The organism is Mesorhizobium sp. M1338, assembly GCF_040318045.1.
Taxonomy (GTDB): Bacteria; Pseudomonadota; Alphaproteobacteria; order Rhizobiales; family Rhizobiaceae; genus Mesorhizobium.
Genome location: NZ_JAMYLL010000023.1, coordinates 20,405 through 36,821 on the forward strand (window position 1 = coordinate 20,405; position 16,417 = coordinate 36,821).

A 16,417-nucleotide genomic window follows, 5' to 3' on the forward strand; every position below is an offset into this window, starting at 1 on the left:
CGGCAAGTTCAGACTGACTTAGTAGTGACTATAGGGCTTGCGGGGGCCGAAGCCTTCGAAGCGCTTGGTGTTGGCCTTGGCGCGAATGCGTTGTGCCTCCTGATGCAGCCCAAATACGGTGGCGATCAGCATGGCGACGGTCATTGCGGTGGCGAGCATGTAGATCAGCATGTGCGTGTTCTCCTGCGCCTAACAACGGATAGATGGGATTTTGGTTTCATCTTATTAAGCTGCAACCTAGTGAACGCTGCGTGAAGGCTTCGTGATTAGCGTGTTCATCTGTCGTTCATGCGCCGGAAAAGGTTCACGGCCGGCACGCCGATCGGATTTGCCTTTGCGAGAGAGGCTCGCTAGAGCCTGTTCCATCTTGATGGACGGAAGATGGAACAGGCTCTAGCTTTCATTTGAGCATGATCTTTTCCAAAAACCGGTTTCCACTTTTTGGGATCATGCATTAGAAGCACCTGCCATGACTGAACGCATCGCCCTCTATGCCGGCTCCTTCGACCCGCTGACCAACGGCCATCTCGACGTGCTGAAGGCGTCGCTGGCCGTGGCCGACATCGTTTATGCGGCGATCGGCATCCACCCAGGCAAACAGCCGCTGTTTTCCTTCGAGGAGCGGGTGCAATTGATCGAGATCGCTACGAAAGCGGAATTCGGGCGTGAAGGTGCCCGCATCAAGGTCGTCGCCTTCGACGGTCTGGTCATCGACGCGGCCAGGAAGCAAGGCGCCTCGATCATGATCCGCGGCCTGCGCGACGGCACCGACCTCGACTACGAGATGCAGATGGCCGGCATGAACGAGACCATGGCGCCTGAACTGCAGACGGTTTTTCTGCCCGCCAGCCCCTCCGTGCGCACCATTACCGCCACACTTGTCCGCCAGATTGCCTCGATGGGAGGCGACATCCGCCCCTTCGTGCCGGCGGCGGTTGCCGGTGCGCTCACCGCCAAATTCGCAAAATAAGTTCTCGGAGAAAACCATGCAGCTGAAAAAGCTCGCCTCGTTCCTCGTCGTGCTTGCCGGTCTTGTGACCGCATCGGTCTCGGCTTTTGCCGCCGAGCCGGAAAACACCATGATCATCACGCTGAAGGACGGCGACGTCACCATTGCGCTGAGGCCCGACCTCGCGCCCAAGCATGTCGCCCAGATCAAGACTCTGGTGCGCCAGGGCGCCTATGACAATGTCGCCTTCCACCGCGTCATCGACGGCTTCATGGCGCAGACCGGCGACGTCAAGTTCGGCAACATGAAGAAGGGTTTCAGCGCCGAGGCCGTCGGCACCGGCGGTTCCGATCTGCCCGACCTGCCGGCCGAATTCTCGCAGACCGAACGCTATAAGCGCGGCGTGGTCGGCATGGCCCGCTCGCAGGACCCCAACTCCGCCAATTCGCAGTTCTTCATCATGTTCGCGCCAGCGCCGCCGCTCGATGGCCAGTACACCATCGTCGGCAATGTCGTCAGCGGCATGGAGTTGGTGGATCACATCAAGAAGGGCGACCAGGCGGACAACGGCACGGTCACCGATCCTGATCGGATGATCAAGGTGCGCATCGCCGCAGACAAGTAAAGTTGTCAAATAACTCTGTTTTCTCAAAAGGATATCTGACATGGCCGAAATCAAGGACCGCGAGAACGCGCTCATCATGGAAACGACCAAGGGCAAGGTGGTCATAGAACTTTTCCCCGACCTGGCGCCCGGCCATGTCGCCCGCATCAAGGAACTGGCCCGCGAAGGCGCCTATGACGGCGTGGTTTTCCACCGCGTCATCGAGGGCTTCATGGCGCAGACCGGTGACGTCAAGTTCGGCAATTCCAGCAAGCCCACATTTGCGCCGTCCCGGGCTGGCATGGGTGGCTCGGAAAAGCCGGACCTGAAGGCCGAATTCTCCAACGCCAACCATGGCCGCGGCACCTGCTCGATGGCCCGTTCGCAGAATCCGAACTCGGCCAATTCACAGTTCTTCATCTGCTTCGACGATGCCGCCTTCCTCAACCGCCAGTACACGGTCTGGGGCCAGGTCATCGAAGGCATGGACAATGTCGACAAGATCAAGCGCGGCGAGCCGGTGCAGGATCCCGACAAGATCGTGTCGCTGAAGGTCGCGGCCGACGTCAAGTAAGGGTAAACGACAATGATGGGCGTCGTCTGGTCGCTTCTCGGCATCCTGTCCGGCGCTTTCATTGCCATTCAGGCACCAATCAATTCGCAATTGGCGCGCGATCTCGGTCTTCCGGTCGCGGCGGCGGCATTTTCGTTCCTGTCGGGCGCGATCGTGCTCGGCGTCATCTCCGTCGCGGTGGTGAAGCTGCAGGGCATCTCGCTCGACTGGAAAGCGCCGGCGCCCTGGCTGTTCGTCGCGGGCGGAATGCTCGGCGGCTTCTATGTGACGCTGTCGACGATCCTGACGCCGCGCATCGGCGCCGCCGCGCTGATGGCGTTTCTGGTGGCCGGCCAGTTGCTGGCCGGCATGCTCATCGACCGCGTCGGCTTCCTCGGCGTCGCGGTGCGTGAAATCTCGCTCGGCCGCGTTGCCGGCGCGGTGCTGCTGCTGGCCGGAGCGCTGCTCGTCCGGCTCTACTGATGCGCGTCGACCTCTTTGATTTCGATTTGCCGGAGGAGTGCATCGCGCTTCGTCCGGCGGAGCCGCGCGACAGCGCCAAGATGCTGGTCGTGAAGCCCGGTGAGGGGCTCGACGATCGCACGGTTGGCGACCTGCCATCCTTGCTCAGGGCCGGCGACGTGCTGGTGTTCAACGACACCAAGGTCATTCCGGCGCAGCTCAAAGGCATCAGGCGGCGCGGCGAAGCACAGGCGCAGGTCGAGGCCACGCTGCATATGCGCATGGCACCGGGCCGCTGGCTGGCCTTCATGCGGCCGGGCAAGCGCATTGCCGCCGGCGATCGCATCCATTTCGGCCATGACGGCAATTCGTGTTTCCTCGGCCAGCTTGACGCAACCGTGATCGAGAAAGGCGAGGGCGGTGAGGCGCTGCTTGGCTTCGACCTGTCAGGGCCTTTCCTCGACGAGGCACTGCACGCGGTCGGCCACATTCCGCTGCCGCCCTATATCGCCTCGAAGCGCGACGACGACGAACGCGACCGGGCCGACTACCAGACCATCTATGCCCGCGAGGAAGGCGCCGTCGCGGCACCGACAGCGGGCCTGCATTTCACGCCGGAGCTTTTTGCAGCGCTTGACGCCAAGGGCATCGAACGCCGCTTCGTCACCTTGCATGTCGGCGCCGGTACGTTCCTGCCAGTGAAGGCGGATGACACCACCGACCACAAGATGCATGCCGAGACCGGTTCGGTCAGCGCGGAAACCGCGGACGCGTTGAACGCGGTGAAGGCGAGGGGCGGACGCATCGTCACCGTCGGCACGACCTCGCTGCGCCTGCTGGAAAGTGCCGCGCGCGAGGACGGCACCCTGGTTGCCTGGTCCGGCCCAACCGACATCTTCATCACGCCCGGCTATCGCTTTCGCACCGCCGACATGCTGATAACCAATTTCCATCTGCCGCGCTCGACGCTGTTCATGCTGGTTTCAGCCTTCAGCGGCCTCGACACGATGCGCGCGGCCTATGCGCATGCGATCGAGAACCGCTACAGATTCTATTCCTATGGCGACTCAAGCCTGCTTTATCGAGCGGAGACGAGCGATGGATGATGATCTCAAGAACCTGGACCGCGATGCGCTGATCGCCGAGGTGAAAAAGCTTCGCGCCGGTATTCGTGCGCATCGCGATGCCACCGGCCACGATCTGTGCTGGCATCACCCCGATCTGTGGGATCTCTTGCCGGAGAAGACCGAACCGGCGATCGCCGTGCCGCCTTGGCCAAAATTCATGCGTGGCTGCATCCACTACCGCCAGTCGCTCGACAAGCAGGCTCCGGACGCCCCGGTCCATGACAAGGAATTCAATGGCTAAGCCGTTCAGCTTCAAGGTTCTGGCGACTGACGGCAAGGCGCGGCACGGCGTGATCGACATGCCGCGCGGTGCAATCCGCACGCCGGCCTTCATGCCGGTCGGCACCGGCGGCACCGTCAAGACCATGTACATGGACCAGGTGCGCGGCGTCGGCGCCGACATCATCCTGGGCAACACCTACCATCTGATGCTGCGGCCCGGCGCCGAGCGCGTGGCGCGGCTCGGCGGCTTGCACGAGTTCGCCCGCTGGCCTTATCCGATCTTGACCGACAGCGGCGGTTTTCAGGTGATGTCGCTGTCGAAGCTGAGAAAGCTGACCGAAAAAGGCGTCACCTTCCGCTCGCATATCGACGGCGCCGCCTATGAGATGTCACCGGAGCGCTCGATCGAGATCCAGGGCTTGCTCGATTCCGACATCCAGATGCAGCTCGACGAATGCACGGCGCTGCCGGCCGGGATGAAGGAGATCGAGCGGGCCATGGAACTGTCGCTTCGCTGGGCCGAGCGCTGCAAGACTGCGTTCGGCGATCAGCCGGGCAAGGCGATGTTCGGCATCGTGCAAGGTGGCGACAACGCGGCACTGCGGGTGCGGTCGGCGCAGGCGTTGAGCGCGCTGGAGCTGAAAGGCTACGCCGTCGGCGGCCTGGCCGTCGGCGAGCCGCAAGCGGTGATGCTCGAGATGCTCGACATCACCTGTCCGGAACTGCCTGATGACAAGCCGCGCTACCTCATGGGCGTCGGCACGCCCGACGATATCCTGAAATCGGTGGCGCGCGGCATCGACATGTTCGATTGCGTGATGCCGACGCGAGCCGGCCGGCATGGCCTTGCCTATACCAGGCGCGGCAAGGTCAATCTGCGCAACGCCCGCCATGCCGACGATCCGCGCCCGCTCGACGAGGAAAGCGACTGCCCGGCCGCGCGGGACTATTCACGCGCCTATCTGCACCATCTCGTGCGCTCGCAGGAGGCGCTCGGCGCCATGCTTCTGACCTGGAACAATCTATCGTATTATCAAAGGCTTATGCAGGACATCCGTGCCGCTATTGGGGCCGGCTCCTTCGAGACGCGCGGCGCGGAAATGACCGAGGGCTGGGCGAGGGGCGATATTCCGGCCCTTTGAAACTCCATTGGCTATGGAAGGCAGTCCTCTGGTCATCCAGCGGCCTCCAAAGCTATGGAGGTGGCGACAACTCCCTTGAATCGTGTAAGCTCCTTGCCGATCTAAGTTTGGCGACGGATGACCTTCTAAGGAATCCAAATGAAAGTTTACGCCATGTCAGCCAATCAAAAAATAAAAACTGCAATCTCAAAAGTGGTCAGAGATAGAATTCACAGCGGCAAAATCCTCGACGTCGTGGTAAACCCCGAAACAAACACGGATGGGGAACGTGTGATTTATGTCTACGTCATATTTGATAATGAGAAGAATCAGATCGATGCGAAAGAGACGATTGGGATAACGCGTCACGTCCGTGATAGCTTGTCCAAGCTTGGTGAGGATAGCTTTCCAGTTTTTTACTATGTCGCAAAATCAGAAGCGGGAAATATAGCTGAAGCCAAGTGATCTCCTTAGCACTGCGAAGCTCTTGGCTACGGCCGGGAAAGGCAAGCCGTCTCAGGTTAATCTGCGACGTTCGGCCAGTAGCACGTATTATGCAATGTTTCACTGCCTGGCTCGCACATGTGCGGATCTTTTGATAGGTGGCAGTGGTTCAGCGCGAAGCAAGCATGCTTGGGTAGAGGTTTATCGCTCGTTGGCGCATGGCACAGCAAAAAGCGCCTGCGAAGACAATAGAACCATGTCGAAATTTCCAGCCTCGATCGAGGATTTTGCAAACAAATTTGTGGAAATGCAGAGGAAGAGGCACGAGGCTGACTATAATCCTTTAACGAAATTTTACAGATCGGATGTTCTTGCGGATATACAAAGTGTCGAGATTGTTATAGCTGCCTTTGGATTGTCTCCTATTGTGGACAGAAGAGCGTTTGCTTCTTGGGTCATTTTTAAGAATATGAAAAAGAACTGAATCTGGATCTCAGGTGCTCAGCGAATTCGAGGCGCGCAGGCTGCAGCCGGTGATCTGGAACGTGCCGTCGGGCTGTTGCTGCAACGTGTAAACAGCTTCGTAGTCCTTGCCATCTGGCCCGACGATCAGCACCTGCTGGACGATCGAACCCGGAGCCGTCTCCTCGACCTTGCCGAAGGAATAGGTCCGCGGCTTGCGCACCGGCGGGTAACCGTTGGTTACCATGTTCATGAATGCGTCGACGGTCGGGAAAATCCGTTTCACATTCGGGGCGGCGAAGCTGTAGGCGGTGGCGCCGTCATTGGCGATGAGGGCCTTTAACTGGCCGTCGATGACAGACTGCCCTGCCTTGATTTCGGCGTCGCCGGCGAACGCCGACGAGACCAGGATGAATGGACCGAACGCGAATGCGAGAAACATGCGGCGCATGGCCTGTCTCCGTTGCCCTCGAAAAGCTGCCTCTCCAGAAAGCCGTTCAGGAGATATCCTAACATACGTGCGACGGTGCTTCACGGTTTCAGCAATGAGGAATATTCATCCCCGCGGTGCTCAAGCCTCTTTCAACGGTGAGCGCCTGTTGGTGCTCCGTGGCAAGCTCCTCCAGCGCTGCATGCCAATGATGCGGCGTAGATCGAGGCCGGGCCGGTTGAGCACAAATTCCAGCGCTTGAAAGCCCGCCTCCAGTCTGCCAGAAGGGCCGCTTGGACTTGGACGTTTAGCGGGACGAAGCCATGAAGGCGTTTTTCGTGCAGATCAAATGCGAACTCGGCAAATCCTATGAGGTTGCCAGTGCGCTTGCCGATGCCGAGATCGCCTCGGAAATCTACTCCACCGCCGGCAACTACGATCTGCTCGCCAAATTCTATGTCGACGACGAGGAAGATGTCGGCCATTTCGTCAACGAGAAGGTGCAGATTCTCCCCGGCATCAAGGACACGTTCACAGTGGTCACGTTCCGCGCTTTCTAGCTGGAAACCCGCTTGCCCGGACACGAGGCAAAGCCTGATTACTGTTATATTTCGGCTGCCTCAATTTTAGGCAGGTGCAACATACTGATCGCCCGTATCTCGCAAATCACCGATTGCGCTTGATTTTCTCCGGCGACGCCAGTGAAATGGCGTCACAGGGGAGTATGCGATTGGCAGCGTTCGATGAAATGCTTCCGGAAGTCTCCGGATTGAGAAGACCGTATTCGGCTTATGATCGCTGGCTGAAAGAGCAGGATCCGGCCAGGCTTACCGAGAAGATGCAGGACGCCGAACGCGTCTTCCGCAAGACCGGCATCACTTTCGCCGTCTATGGCGAGCAGGAAGCCTCCGAGCGGCTGATCCCGTTCGATATCGTTCCCCGCATCATTTCGGGCAATGAGTGGCGGCGCCTCACGCAAGGCATCGAGCAGCGCGTGCAGGCGCTGAACGCCTTCCTCGATGACATCTACCACCGCCAGGAAATCCTGCGCGCCGGGCGCGTTCCAAGGGAATTGATCGCCAAAAACGAGGCATTCCTGCCGGAAATGATCGGGGTCAGGCCGCCGGCCGGCGTCTACACCCACATTATCGGCGTCGACATCGTCCGCATCTCAGAGGACGAATTCTACGTGCTGGAGGACAATGCGCGCACGCCGTCGGGCGTCTCCTACATGCTGGAGAACCGCGAGACGATGATGCAGCTGTTCCCCGAGCTGTTCCAGAAAATCAAGGTGCGGCCGGTGGAAAACTACCCGCAGCTTCTGCGCCAGTCGCTGGCGGCAGTGCGGCCGCAGAGCACCAAGGGCGCGCCGACGATTGCGGTGTTGACGCCAGGCAGCTTCAACTCCGCCTATTTCGAACACGCCTTCCTGGCCGACCAGATGGGCGTGCAGCTGGTCGAAGGCCAGGATCTGCGGGTCGTCGACGGTCATGTCGCGATGCGCACGACCGAAGGCTACAAGCAGATCGATGTGCTGTACCGCCGCGTCGACGATTCGTTCCTCGACCCGCTGACCTTCCGGCCTGACTCTACACTTGGCATACCCGGCATCATGGATGTGTACCGTGCCGGCAACATCACCATCGCCAATGCGCCGGGCACCGGCATCGCCGACGACAAGGCGATCTATTCCTACATGCCCGAGATCATCGAGTTCTACACCGGCCGCAAGGCAATCCTCGGCAACATCCCGACCTGGCGCTGCTCGGAGCCGGATAGCCTGAAATATGTGCTCGAGCACATCGACGAGCTGGTGATCAAGGAAGTGCATGGTTCCGGCGGCTACGGCATGCTGGTCGGGCCGGCGGCGACCAAGAAGGAATGCGAGACCTTCGCCAAGAAATTGGCGGCCAAGCCCTCGAATTATATCGCCCAGCCGACGTTGGCGCTGTCGACATGTCCGATCCTGACGGAAAAGGGGCTGGCGCCGCGCCACGTCGACCTCAGACCCTATGTGCTGGTCTCCGACCGCATCCAGATCGTCCCCGGCGGGCTGACCCGTGTCGCGCTGAAGGAAGGCTCGCTGGTCGTCAATTCCTCGCAAGGCGGCGGGACGAAGGATACGTGGGTGCTGGATGATTAGTGCAGTGAATAGTGAATAGTGAATAGTGAATAGTGAATAGTGAATGGTAGAATGGTCAATGGTCAGATGCCTGGATGCAAGGGGACGGCGTATATGAGGTTCTACCTGTGTCGATCCACTATTCACCATTCACCATTCACCATTCACCGGCTCGCCTGACATGCTTCTAGGCCGCACCGCCAACGGGCTTTACTGGATGAACCGCTACATAGAGCGGGCCGAGAATATGGCTCGGCTGGTCGATGCCGGTCTGCGCATGGCGCTGACCCGCACCCAGAGCGCGTCGGAAGAGTGGAATTCGGTGCTGCTCAGCGCCGGCTCCGACGTCACCTTCAGCCAGAAATACTCTGACTATACCGCCGCGAATGTTGCCGACTTCCTGCTGCGCGACACGTCGAACCCGTCGAGCACGATGGCGGCGATCGAGACGGCCCGCAACAATGCCCGCATGGTGCGCACGGCGCTGACGCGCGAGACATGGGAGAGCATCAACGAAGCCTGGATGTCGCTGAAGCGGATGCTGGCAAGGCCGATCGACGAGCGCGACCTGCCCAGCGTGCTCGACGCTATCAAGCGCGAGACGGCGCTGATCCGCGGCTCGTTCTATGGCACCATGCTGCGCAACGAGATCTTCGATTTCTCGCAGCTCGGCACCTATGTCGAGCGCGCCGACAACACGGCGCGCATCCTCGACGTGAAATACTATGTGCTCTTGCCGTCGATCTCCTGGGTCGGCTCGACGCTCGACAACTACCAGTGGGAATCGATCCTGCGCTCGGTGTCGGCGCATCGCTCCTATCGCTGGGTCTACGACGCCGACTACAAGCCGACCAACATTGCCGACTATCTGATCCTCAATGTCCGCATGCCGCGTTCGCTGACCTTCTGCTATCGCTTCCTGTCGGAGCATCTGAAGTTCCTCGGCGACGATTACGGCGAACGCCATGCCTGCCACGCAACGGCCGAGAAGACGCAGACAATGCTGAGAGCCGGGTCGATCAAGGATATTTTCGATGCCGGCCTGCATGAATTCCTGGCCAATTTCATTCGCGACAACACCAAGCTCGGTGACGAGATCGCGCAGGACTACCGGTTCAATTGAGCATGGCTCCGAAAAGTGGGACAAGATCATGCTCACAAGCGGGACATAGCGCATGCGGCTGAAGATCACCCACCGGACGGAATACCGCTACGATGCGCCGGTGCACTATCTGTTGCAGCGGCTGCGGCTGCTTCCGGTCAGCGGATCGACGCAGACCGTTCTGTCCTGGGCTCTGACCATCGAAGGCGCGCGCGAAGAGGTTCGCTTTGTCGACCATTTCGGCAACGACACCAGACTGTTGAGCGTCGAGGGCGAGCGCGACTTCATCACGGTGGAAGCATCGGGCGAAGTGGTGACGCGCGACACCGCGGGCGTTTCCGGGCCACACCAGGGTTTTACGCCGCTCTGGCTGTACAGCCATGAAACGCCATTGACGGCGATCGGCGGCGGTGTTCGCGAACTCGCCTCATCTGTCGGCAAGGGCACCGACATCGAAAGGCTGCACCGGCTGATGGCCGTCATCGGCGAGCGCGTCGCCTACACGCCCGGCACCACCAATGCAACGACGCCTGCGGAGGAAGCCTTGGCGCTCAAGACCGGTGTCTGCCAGGATCACACCCATATCTTTGCCGCCGCGGCGCGCGCCATGGGCTTTCCGGCCCGCTATGTCAGCGGCTATCTGATGCTGGACGCGACGGTCGAGCAGGCCCCAAGCCATGCCTGGGCCGAAGCGCATGTTTCGGGTCTCGGCTGGGTTGCCTTCGATGCCGCCAATGGCATTTCGCCTGACGAGCGCTATGTGAAGGTGGCAACCGGCCGCGATTACCGCGACGCCACGCCGGTGTCGGGAATTCGGCTGGGACAGGCGGAAGAAGAGCTTGCGGTCACCGTCACGGTGGAGCAGTAATCCTTCGCAAGATTGCCGCCAGAAGAGATTCCATGACTTATTGCGTTGGCCTGAAGATCGATCGCGGGCTCGTGTTCATGTCCGACACGCGCACCAATGCCGGCATGGATTCGATTTCCACCTTCCGCAAGATGCATGTCTGGGAGCAGCCGGGCGAGCGCGTCGTCGTTTTGATGTCGGCCGGCAACCTGGCGACGACGCAGGCCGTGGTCAGCCTGCTTGACGAACGCACCAAGGCAATTGCCGACCGTCATGCCACGCTTCTGGAAACGCCGTCGATGTATCAGACGGTGCGGATGGTCGGCGACACGGTCAAGGAAGTCATCGCCAGTTCGTCGCCCGCGGGCGAGAAGGCGGATTCCTACTTCAATGCCTCCTTCATCCTCGGCGGCCAGATCAAGGGCAGCGAGCCGCGCCTGTTCATGATCTATCCCGAAGGCAATTTCATCGAATCGACCGATGACACGCCGTTCTTCCAGATCGGCGAGACCAAATACGGCAAGCCGATCATCATCCGCGCCTATGAAAAGACGATGAGCTTCGCCGAGACGGTGAAACTGCTGCTGGTATCGTTCGATTCGACGTTGAAGTCGAACCTGTCCGTCGGCCTGCCGCTCGACCTGCTCTTCCTGGAGAAGGACGCTTTCAAGGTCGGGTTGAAGAAGCGGATCGCGCATGACGACCAGTATTACCGCACGATCTCGGACGGCTGGTCGAATGCGCTGAAGACGGCTTTTGCCAGCCTGCCGGATTTCCCTGGCTGAGGCGTGCCGCATACGCTGGCGGTTGCATATATTTCACGCGTTAAATAATAAGAGGCCAGCCGCGACGGATGGCGGCGAGGGATCATGTCGGGAGGACAGGATGAACAACGATGAGTTCCGGCAATGGTCGCGGCGCGCCGCCGACTGGGGCGCCGACTACCGCAGCACGCTGCGCGAGCAGCCAGTGCGGCCACTGGTCGAGCCCGGCGACATCTTTAGAAGCATAGGGGCGTCACCACCCGAAGACGCCGAACCGATGGACCAGATCTTCGCCGACTTCGAAGAGAAGATTTTGCCGGGGATGACGCATTGGCAGCATCCGCGCTTCTTCGCCTATTTCCCGGCCAATGCGGCGCCGGTCTCGGTGGTGGCGGAATATCTGGTTTCGGCGATGGCCGCGCAATGCATGCTTTGGCAGACGTCGCCTGCGGCAACCGAGCTCGAAACACGCACCGTCGATTGGATGCGCCAGGCGCTCGGCCTGCCGGAAGGGTTTTCCGGGGTGATCCAGGATTCAGCCTCGTCGGCGACGCTGGCCGCGGTGCTGACCATGCGTGAACGGGCGTTGGACTGGCAAGGCAACAAACAAGGGTTGGCCGGGCAGGCGCGGCTGCGCATCTATTCCTCCGACCAGGTGCACACCTCCATCGATCGGGCGATCTGGATTTCCGGCATCGGCGAGGACAATCTCGTGCGCATTCCTGTCGGCGGCCGTTTTCGCGCCATGGACACGGCAGCGCTCGAGGCGGCAATCGTCGCCGACCGCGAGGCCGGTATGCAGCCGGCCGGCATCATCGCTTGCGTCGGCGGCACCAGCACTGGCGGCACGGATGATATCCTTGGCGTCGCCGCGGTGGCGCAGCGGCACGGGCTTTATCTGCATGTCGATGCTGCCTGGGCCGGCTCGGCGATGATCTGCCCGGAGTACCGGCGTTTCTGGGCTGGTGTCGAGCGGGCGGATTCCATCGTCTTCAACCCGCACAAATGGCTGGGCGCGCAGTTCGACTGCTCGATGCAGTTCATCCGCCGGCCGGAGGATCTTGTTCGCACCCTGGCGATCAAGCCTGAATTCCTGAAGACGCATGGCCGCGACGGCATCATCAACTATTCCGAATGGTCGGTGCCGCTCGGCCGCCGCTTTCGCGCGCTGAAATTGTGGTTCCTGCTGCGCGCGCATGGGCTGGAAAACCTGCGCGCAATGATCCGCAATCATGTCGCCTGGAGCGAAAGGCTTGCCGCGCGGCTGGCAAGGGAGCCGGATTTCGAGATCGTCAGCGAACCGATGCTGTCCCTGTTCTCGTTCCGGCACAAGGCAATAACCGACGCGGAGGCGGACGAGCACAATCTGCGGCTGGTCAATGCGATCAACGATGATGGCCGCATCTACCTGACGCAGACGAGGGTCGATGGGCAGGTCGCAATCCGTTTCCAGGTCGGCCAGTTCGAAGCGACCGCCGCCGATATCGATATGGCTTTCACCGTCATCATGGAAATAGCGCGCGGTGTGGCCTGATCAGGTCCAGTCGGGATTGCGTTGGCGTTTGCCTTTGCAATCATATGCATTTCATTAGCCGGCTTACGCCTTTTCATTGGTTTCGTTTTCGACTATAGACAAGAAAAACGAAAACGGGAGGTTGTCCTATGTATCTGTCGCCACGCCATGCCGAAATTATCCAGATGGCCAAGGATCATGGTCGGGTGCTGGTCGAGGATCTGGCCACACATTTCAACGTGACGCCGCAGACCATACGCAAGGATCTCAACGACCTGTGCGACCAGAGGCTGCTTTCGCGCATCCATGGCGGCGCGTTGTTCCCGTCCGGCATCGAGAACATGGAGTACGAGGCCAGGCGCAAGATCGCCGCCGACGAGAAGGAGGCGATCGGCCGGGCGGCCGCCAGGCTGATCCCCGACAACGCCTCGCTGTTCATCAACATCGGCACCACGACAGAGTCGGTCAGCAAGGCGCTGCTCGATCACAGCGGCCTCATGGTCATCACCAATAACATCAATGTTGCCAATAGGATGCGGATATATCCGTCGATCGAGGTTGTGATTGCGGGTGGCGTTGTGCGCGGCTCCGATGGCGGCGTCGTCGGTGAAGCGGCGGTCGACTTCATCAGGCAATTCAAGGTCGACTATGCGGTGATCGGCGCCTCGGCGATCGACCATGACGGCGCCTTGCTGGACTTCGATTTCCGCGAGGTCAAAGTGGCGCAGGCGATCATCGCCAATGCAAGGCATGTCATCCTGGTTTCCGATCAGACCAAATTCGAGCGAACCGCACCGGTGCGCATCGGCCACCTGTCGCAGGTCAACACCTTCATCACCGACCGTTGCGACATCCCGTCGGTGCGCAAAATCTGCCAGGAGGCCGAGGTTCAACTGATCGAGACGTCGCTCTCCTAGGCGGTTTCAGCTTGGCACCACACGCTCGTGATATTTCGTTTGACATTCGTTATGATTTCGAAATAATTCCGACACGGTTTCGTAAAGGCCAAAAATGGTGCAATGCGAAATCGCTGGAGGAATTTGTGGAAGCATCTCCGATCCATGACATTTTCGTCATAGGCGGCGGCATCAATGGCTGCGGCATTGCCCGCGATGCTGTCGGGCGTGGCTTTTCCGTCTTCCTCGCCGAGATGAACGACCTCGCCAGCGGAACCTCCTCGGGCTCGACCAAATTGATCCATGGCGGCCTGCGCTACCTCGAATTCTACGAATTCCGCCTGGTGCGCGAGGCGCTGATGGAACGCGAGGTTCTGTGGAAGAACGCGCCGCATATCATCTGGCCGATGCGCTTCGTGCTGCCCTATGCCAAGGGCCTGCGCCCGGCCTGGCTGATCAGGCTCGGTCTTTTTCTCTACGACCATATTGGCGGGCGCAAATTGCTGCCGGCAACCAGGACGCTGGACATGGCCAAGGACCCGGCCGGCAAGCCTTTGAAGCCATTGTTCAAGAAGGCTTTCGAATATTCGGACGGCTGGGTCAACGATGCGCGGCTGGTGGCGCTGAACGCGCGTGATGCCGCCGATCGCGGCGCGACGGTCCGCACCCGAACGAAAGTGATCGGCGCGCGACGCGAAAACGGGTTGTGGACGATCCGGATCGAGGACCTGCAGACCGGCAAGACCGAAGAGATCAAGGCGCGACTGCTGGTCAATGCCGCCGGGCCCTGGGTCGATCATGTGCTTTCCGGCGTCGTCGGCCTCAACGATGTGCACAATGTCCGCCTCGTGCAGGGCAGCCACATCGTCATTGCCAAGAAGTTCGACGATCCGCGCGCCTATTTCTTCCAGAACCGGGATGGCCGCATCATCTTCGCCATTCCCTACGAGGAAGAGTTCACCCTGATCGGCACCACGGACCAGGATTACCCCGGCGATCCGCATGACGTGAAGATCAGCGACACCGAGATCGATTACCTCTGCGCCGCGGCAAGCGAATATTTCGCGCAACCAGTCAAGCGCTCGGACATCGTCTGGACCTATTCGGCCGTTCGTCCGCTCTATGATGACGGTGCTTCCAAGGCGCAGGAAGCGACACGCGACTATGTGCTCAAGGCCGATGGCGGCGAGGGCGCAGCTCCGATCGTCAATGCTTTCGGCGGCAAGATCACCACCTATCGCCGGCTGTCGGAATCGATGCTGGAAAAGATCGAGGGTTTTCTCGGCAAGCGCGGCAAGCCATGGACGGCAAACGCGCCGCTGCCGGGCGGCGATTTCCCGGCCACCGGTTTCGATGCCGAAGTGGCGAAACTAAAAACCGCCTATCCGTTTCTTGACGCGCGCCTGGCTCGCCGGCTGACAAGGCTCTACGGCACCCGCGCAAGGATGCTGCTGGGGCTGGCCAAATCGAATGCTGATCTGGGCCGCAACTTCGGCGCCGATCTTTTTGAGGCCGAGGTGCGCTATCTCGTTCAAAACGAATGGGCTGTCACCGCCGAAGATGTATTGTGGCGGCGGACCAAGCGCGGTCTGCATCTCAGCCGCGAGCAGGTGGCGGCGCTCGATGAATTCATGCACGGCATAAGCCGGCGACATGTCGCGGCCGCCGAATGAAGAGGGTTTTGAACTGATGTGGAAGGCCTGGGAGGAGGCGTCATGCTGGAACTGAGAAACGTCACCAAGACGATTGGTGCGGTCGAGCATATCCGCGACGTGTCGCTGACGCTCAAGCATGGCTCGCTCAACGTCCTGCTTGGACCCACGCTCTCCGGCAAGACCAGCCTGATGCGGCTGATGGCCGGCCTCGATGTGCCGACCTCCGGTTCGATCTGGTTCGACGGCCAGAATGTCACCGGCGTGCCGGTGCAGAAGCGCAAGATCGCCATGGTCTACCAGCAGTTCATCAACTATCCGGCGATGACCGTCTACGAGAACATCGCCTCGCCGCTCAGGGTGGCCGGCACCGATCAGGCGAAGATCGACAAGGAAGTGCGCAATGCCGCCGCACTTCTCAAGCTGACACCCTATCTCGACCGCACGCCGCTGAGCCTGTCCGGCGGCCAGCAGCAGCGCACCGCACTGGCGCGTGCCATCGTCAAGAACGCCAGCCTGGTGCTGCTCGACGAGCCGCTTGCCAATCTCGACTACAAATTGCGCGAGGAACTGCGCGCCGAACTGCCGAGGATTTTTGCCGCCACCGGCACCATCTTCGTCTATGCCACGACCGAGCCGCACGAAGCGCTGCTGCTCGGCGGCAATACGGCGACACTTTCCGAAGGACGCATCACCCAGTTCGGCCCGACAATCGACGTGTTCCGCAAGCCGGTCGATCTGGTGACGGCCAGGACTTTCGCCGACCCGCCGCTCAACACCATCGTGCTGGCCAAGAAGGGTCCGGACTTTTTACTCGAAGGCGGCGTCAAGCTGCCGGTGCCGGCCGAACTCGTCGGCATTGCCGATGCGAACTATACGGTCGGCTTCCAGCCGCACCATCTTTCGCTCGAACGGCCCAATGCCTTGGCCGTGCCGGTACGGGCGAAGGTCACCATCACCGAGATCACCGGGTCGGAGAGCTTCATCCATCTCGACTTCGCCGATGCGCGCTGGGTCATGCTGACCCACGGTATCCTCGATTTCGAGACTGACGCCGCGATCGACGTGTTTATCGACCCGCGTCACATTATGGTCTTCGACGGGCAAGGCCGCGCCGTAAGCGCACCGAAGCTGGCGGCATAGGAGA

19 protein-coding genes are annotated in these 16,417 nt (G+C 60.5%); 17 read left to right on the forward strand and 2 right to left on the reverse strand.

Translation table 11 applies throughout. The features are described from left to right. Positions 1–18: 18 nt before the first annotated feature. Positions 19–171, reverse strand: coding sequence for a hypothetical protein (locus NKH19_RS19895; RefSeq protein ID WP_352871743.1), 153 nt, complete (start codon positions 169–171; stop codon positions 19–21). A gap of 298 nt (positions 172–469) precedes the next feature. Here NKH19_RS19895 and coaD point away from each other — a divergent pair, with 298 nt between their 5' ends. The 8 genes from coaD (at position 470) to NKH19_RS19935 (ending at position 5,503) form a co-directional block, all read left to right on the forward strand. Beyond that, the gene (gene coaD / locus NKH19_RS19900) at positions 470–970 is read left to right on the forward strand and encodes a pantetheine-phosphate adenylyltransferase (protein WP_352871745.1); all 501 of its coding nucleotides are present in this window, start codon (positions 470–472) and stop codon (positions 968–970) included. A 109-nt stretch (positions 971–1,079) separates the two neighbouring features. Further along, positions 1,080–1,574 (forward strand): peptidylprolyl isomerase, encoded by a 495-nt coding sequence (locus NKH19_RS19905; RefSeq protein WP_352969084.1) that lies wholly within the window; start codon positions 1,080–1,082, stop codon positions 1,572–1,574. Positions 1,575–1,614: 40 nt separating this feature from the next. Then, positions 1,615–2,127 carry a peptidylprolyl isomerase gene (locus NKH19_RS19910; protein WP_109669164.1) on the forward strand — a complete coding sequence of 171 codons (513 nt, stop codon included), beginning with the start codon at positions 1,615–1,617 and terminating at the stop codon, positions 2,125–2,127. 12 nt (positions 2,128–2,139) lie between these two features. Continuing rightward, complete coding sequence (locus tag NKH19_RS19915; protein WP_352871748.1) at positions 2,140–2,589, forward strand: DMT family transporter; 450 nt, start codon at positions 2,140–2,142, stop codon at positions 2,587–2,589. After that, positions 2,589–3,674, forward strand: a complete 1,086-nt coding sequence (gene queA / locus NKH19_RS19920; protein ID WP_352871749.1) for a tRNA preQ1(34) S-adenosylmethionine ribosyltransferase-isomerase QueA — start codon at positions 2,589–2,591, stop codon at positions 3,672–3,674. The genes NKH19_RS19915 and queA overlap by 1 nt, the downstream gene beginning before the upstream one ends. Beyond that, complete coding sequence (locus NKH19_RS19925; RefSeq protein WP_352871751.1) at positions 3,667–3,936, forward strand: hypothetical protein; 270 nt, start codon at positions 3,667–3,669, stop codon at positions 3,934–3,936. Before queA ends, NKH19_RS19925 begins: the two co-directional genes overlap by 8 nt. Then, a complete protein-coding gene (gene tgt / locus NKH19_RS19930) occupies positions 3,929–5,059 on the forward strand; it encodes a tRNA guanosine(34) transglycosylase Tgt (RefSeq protein ID WP_352871753.1) in 1,131 nt (376 codons plus the stop codon). Before NKH19_RS19925 ends, tgt begins: the two co-directional genes overlap by 8 nt. A gap of 138 nt (positions 5,060–5,197) precedes the next feature. Next, positions 5,198–5,503 carry a hypothetical protein gene (locus NKH19_RS19935; protein ID WP_352871755.1) on the forward strand — a complete coding sequence of 102 codons (306 nt, stop codon included), beginning with the start codon at positions 5,198–5,200 and terminating at the stop codon, positions 5,501–5,503. 472 nt (positions 5,504–5,975) lie between these two features. On the opposite strand, the gene NKH19_RS19940 is transcribed toward NKH19_RS19935, so the two are convergent. Next, positions 5,976–6,395, reverse strand: coding sequence for a DUF4864 domain-containing protein (locus tag NKH19_RS19940; protein ID WP_352871756.1), 420 nt, complete (start codon positions 6,393–6,395; stop codon positions 5,976–5,978). 302 nt (positions 6,396–6,697) lie between these two features. Here NKH19_RS19940 and NKH19_RS19945 point away from each other — a divergent pair, with 302 nt between their 5' ends. The 9 genes from NKH19_RS19945 (at position 6,698) to NKH19_RS19985 (ending at position 16,413) form a co-directional block, all read left to right on the forward strand. Then, positions 6,698–6,934 carry an Lrp/AsnC family transcriptional regulator gene (locus tag NKH19_RS19945; protein ID WP_010909609.1) on the forward strand — a complete coding sequence of 79 codons (237 nt, stop codon included), beginning with the start codon at positions 6,698–6,700 and terminating at the stop codon, positions 6,932–6,934. A gap of 170 nt (positions 6,935–7,104) precedes the next feature. Then, positions 7,105–8,517 (forward strand): circularly permuted type 2 ATP-grasp protein, encoded by a 1,413-nt coding sequence (locus tag NKH19_RS19950; protein ID WP_352871759.1) that lies wholly within the window; start codon positions 7,105–7,107, stop codon positions 8,515–8,517. A gap of 160 nt (positions 8,518–8,677) precedes the next feature. Beyond that, complete coding sequence (locus tag NKH19_RS19955) at positions 8,678–9,619, forward strand: alpha-E domain-containing protein (protein ID WP_352871761.1); 942 nt, start codon at positions 8,678–8,680, stop codon at positions 9,617–9,619. 52 nt (positions 9,620–9,671) lie between these two features. Then, entirely contained in the window at positions 9,672–10,466 is a 795-nt protein-coding gene (locus NKH19_RS19960) for a transglutaminase family protein (protein ID WP_352982680.1), read from the forward strand. Positions 10,467–10,498: 32 nt separating this feature from the next. Beyond that, complete coding sequence (locus NKH19_RS19965; protein ID WP_352871764.1) at positions 10,499–11,230, forward strand: proteasome-type protease; 732 nt, start codon at positions 10,499–10,501, stop codon at positions 11,228–11,230. Between the two features lie 100 nt (positions 11,231–11,330). Beyond that, positions 11,331–12,743, forward strand: coding sequence for a pyridoxal phosphate-dependent decarboxylase family protein (locus tag NKH19_RS19970; RefSeq protein WP_352871766.1), 1,413 nt, complete (start codon positions 11,331–11,333; stop codon positions 12,741–12,743). A gap of 128 nt (positions 12,744–12,871) precedes the next feature. Next, positions 12,872–13,639: a DeoR/GlpR family DNA-binding transcription regulator gene (locus NKH19_RS19975; protein ID WP_352871767.1), complete on the forward strand. Its 768-nt coding sequence runs from the start codon at positions 12,872–12,874 to the stop codon at positions 13,637–13,639. A gap of 125 nt (positions 13,640–13,764) precedes the next feature. Beyond that, the gene (glpD, locus tag NKH19_RS19980) at positions 13,765–15,291 is read left to right on the forward strand and encodes a glycerol-3-phosphate dehydrogenase (protein WP_352871768.1); all 1,527 of its coding nucleotides are present in this window, start codon (positions 13,765–13,767) and stop codon (positions 15,289–15,291) included. A 42-nt stretch (positions 15,292–15,333) separates the two neighbouring features. Continuing rightward, the gene (locus tag NKH19_RS19985) at positions 15,334–16,413 is read left to right on the forward strand and encodes an ABC transporter ATP-binding protein (protein ID WP_352871770.1); all 1,080 of its coding nucleotides are present in this window, start codon (positions 15,334–15,336) and stop codon (positions 16,411–16,413) included. Positions 16,414–16,417 lie beyond the last annotated feature (4 nt).

Coding starts and splice junctions, on each gene's coding strand:
- NKH19_RS19895 (WP_352871743.1), bottom strand. CDS start 171: ATGCTGATCTACATGCTCGCCACCGCAATGACCGTCGCCATGCTGATC.
- coaD (WP_352871745.1), top strand. CDS start 470: ATGACTGAACGCATCGCCCTCTATGCCGGCTCCTTCGACCCGCTGACC.
- NKH19_RS19905 (WP_352969084.1), top strand. CDS start 1,080: ATGATCATCACGCTGAAGGACGGCGACGTCACCATTGCGCTGAGGCCC.
- NKH19_RS19910 (WP_109669164.1), top strand. CDS start 1,615: ATGGCCGAAATCAAGGACCGCGAGAACGCGCTCATCATGGAAACGACC.
- NKH19_RS19915 (WP_352871748.1), top strand. CDS start 2,140: ATGATGGGCGTCGTCTGGTCGCTTCTCGGCATCCTGTCCGGCGCTTTC.
- queA (WP_352871749.1), top strand. CDS start 2,589: ATGCGCGTCGACCTCTTTGATTTCGATTTGCCGGAGGAGTGCATCGCG.
- NKH19_RS19925 (WP_352871751.1), top strand. CDS start 3,667: ATGGATGATGATCTCAAGAACCTGGACCGCGATGCGCTGATCGCCGAG.
- tgt (WP_352871753.1), top strand. CDS start 3,929: ATGGCTAAGCCGTTCAGCTTCAAGGTTCTGGCGACTGACGGCAAGGCG.
- NKH19_RS19935 (WP_352871755.1), top strand. CDS start 5,198: ATGAAAGTTTACGCCATGTCAGCCAATCAAAAAATAAAAACTGCAATC.
- NKH19_RS19940 (WP_352871756.1), bottom strand. CDS start 6,395: ATGCGCCGCATGTTTCTCGCATTCGCGTTCGGTCCATTCATCCTGGTC.
- NKH19_RS19945 (WP_010909609.1), top strand. CDS start 6,698: ATGAAGGCGTTTTTCGTGCAGATCAAATGCGAACTCGGCAAATCCTAT.
- NKH19_RS19955 (WP_352871761.1), top strand. CDS start 8,678: ATGCTTCTAGGCCGCACCGCCAACGGGCTTTACTGGATGAACCGCTAC.
- NKH19_RS19960 (WP_352982680.1), top strand. CDS start 9,672: ATGCGGCTGAAGATCACCCACCGGACGGAATACCGCTACGATGCGCCG.
- NKH19_RS19965 (WP_352871764.1), top strand. CDS start 10,499: ATGACTTATTGCGTTGGCCTGAAGATCGATCGCGGGCTCGTGTTCATG.
- NKH19_RS19970 (WP_352871766.1), top strand. CDS start 11,331: ATGAACAACGATGAGTTCCGGCAATGGTCGCGGCGCGCCGCCGACTGG.
- NKH19_RS19975 (WP_352871767.1), top strand. CDS start 12,872: ATGTATCTGTCGCCACGCCATGCCGAAATTATCCAGATGGCCAAGGAT.
- NKH19_RS19985 (WP_352871770.1), top strand. CDS start 15,334: ATGCTGGAACTGAGAAACGTCACCAAGACGATTGGTGCGGTCGAGCAT.